Genomic DNA, 1302 nt, shown 5'->3' with positions numbered 1-1302 from the left:
CAGGAGCAACGACCAGGAACTCATCGCCCGGGCGTAAAACTTGCCGCATTCGTCGTCGCCAAATGGATTACCGGAGTAGCCCCAACTTGTGAAATTCCCCGGCGTCAATCCAACTCTTTTTCGGCCATCATAGCGGAGGGCGATTGCCCGCACCACGGTGAAACCTTCCCGTACCAATCCAGCCTGAATCATCGCTGCCGCCGCAGCGTATTCAAAGCCGGTCATCACTTCGCTTGCATAGCGGATAACCTTTGCCGGAGGGTGGGTCCCCGGGGGCCATGTGAACATCTGCATGCCGGCGTCTTCATCAGCCACAAATTTCCTTGGTTTCTGCGGCAATCCTTTCATAAACCCACGAAAATTGTAGCGGAACAGGCTGGCGAGCGCGGTCCGCACATGGTCAGGGGGATACACCCAGCCCAGATCCACTTGATGGGCCCACCACTGACCCAGGACCTGATCAATGGCGCAACCCTCGCCGTAATCCTCATAAGGTGTCGACTCGGGGATCTGTATGTAGTACTGCCCATTGAAAAGCATCGTGTCTTGTTTGGTCTGGCCGGACAAGCGGATGCGATGGTACCGTGCCGCAACGTCATTTTCTCCTTGCAGTTGAGCCATTTTTTCCGCGGCCGCAAGAGCCGCCAGATAGAGACTGCCCAACCACGAAGAAGCACCCCCCAGTTCTCCATCAAGTGTGTTCCACTGCGGTCCGCTGGGAACGCCGTCCTCGTCGGAATCCCAGCGCTGTATGATGTAGTCCATCGCTTTCTTGATAAACGGCCAGTTTTTCGCCAGCCACGTTTCGTCACGAGAAAGCAGGTGCTCGCGATAGGAATTGAGAACGGCGCCGCACTGGCCGTCAAACGCTGGGAACTGGTCGGGCTGACGGTGAGGAATAGCACCGTCTTCCTTCTGGAAACGAAATTCCTGTTCCCGCATCAACCGACCAAGCTCTGGAAACAGTCTCGCGTGAGCCTGAGCATAGTGCCACACATGATTGCAGTTGCCCGGGCAGCACCCTGCTTCAATATTGCATCCTTCCCATCCGCCAAAGTATCCGTCGCGACACCAGAAAACGGTCGGACTTCGCAGAATTGCGACCTGTGAGGCGATCCGGTCGAGAAACCAGTAGGGAAGATTCGTCTCGTAAACAGAATCCGCGTAAAGCCGGGTAGCTGTTTCGAGTTCCGGAAGGCGAGCGTCAAGTTCCGCTGCCACTTCCTCGGCACTGTGCCACCAGGCCTCATAGCGACGGCCCTCGCAAGTCCATTTGGAAATCCCCGCCGGTAGGTCTGTAAA

1 protein-coding gene is annotated in these 1302 nt (G+C 56.5%); it reads right to left on the bottom strand.

Annotation, left to right across the window (positions count from 1 at the left end; translation table 11 throughout):
* Window positions 1-1302: GH116 family glycosyl hydrolase (locus H5U08_RS19105; protein ID WP_297036853.1), on the bottom strand; the 1302-nt coding region annotated here is incomplete at both ends.

Origin of the sequence: Thermogutta sp. (genome assembly GCF_014359955.1) — a bacterium.
Lineage (GTDB): Bacteria > Planctomycetota > Planctomycetia > Pirellulales > Thermoguttaceae > Thermogutta.
Note: the sequence above shows the minus strand (reverse complement) of the source record. Positions and strands in the feature narration are given on the sequence as shown.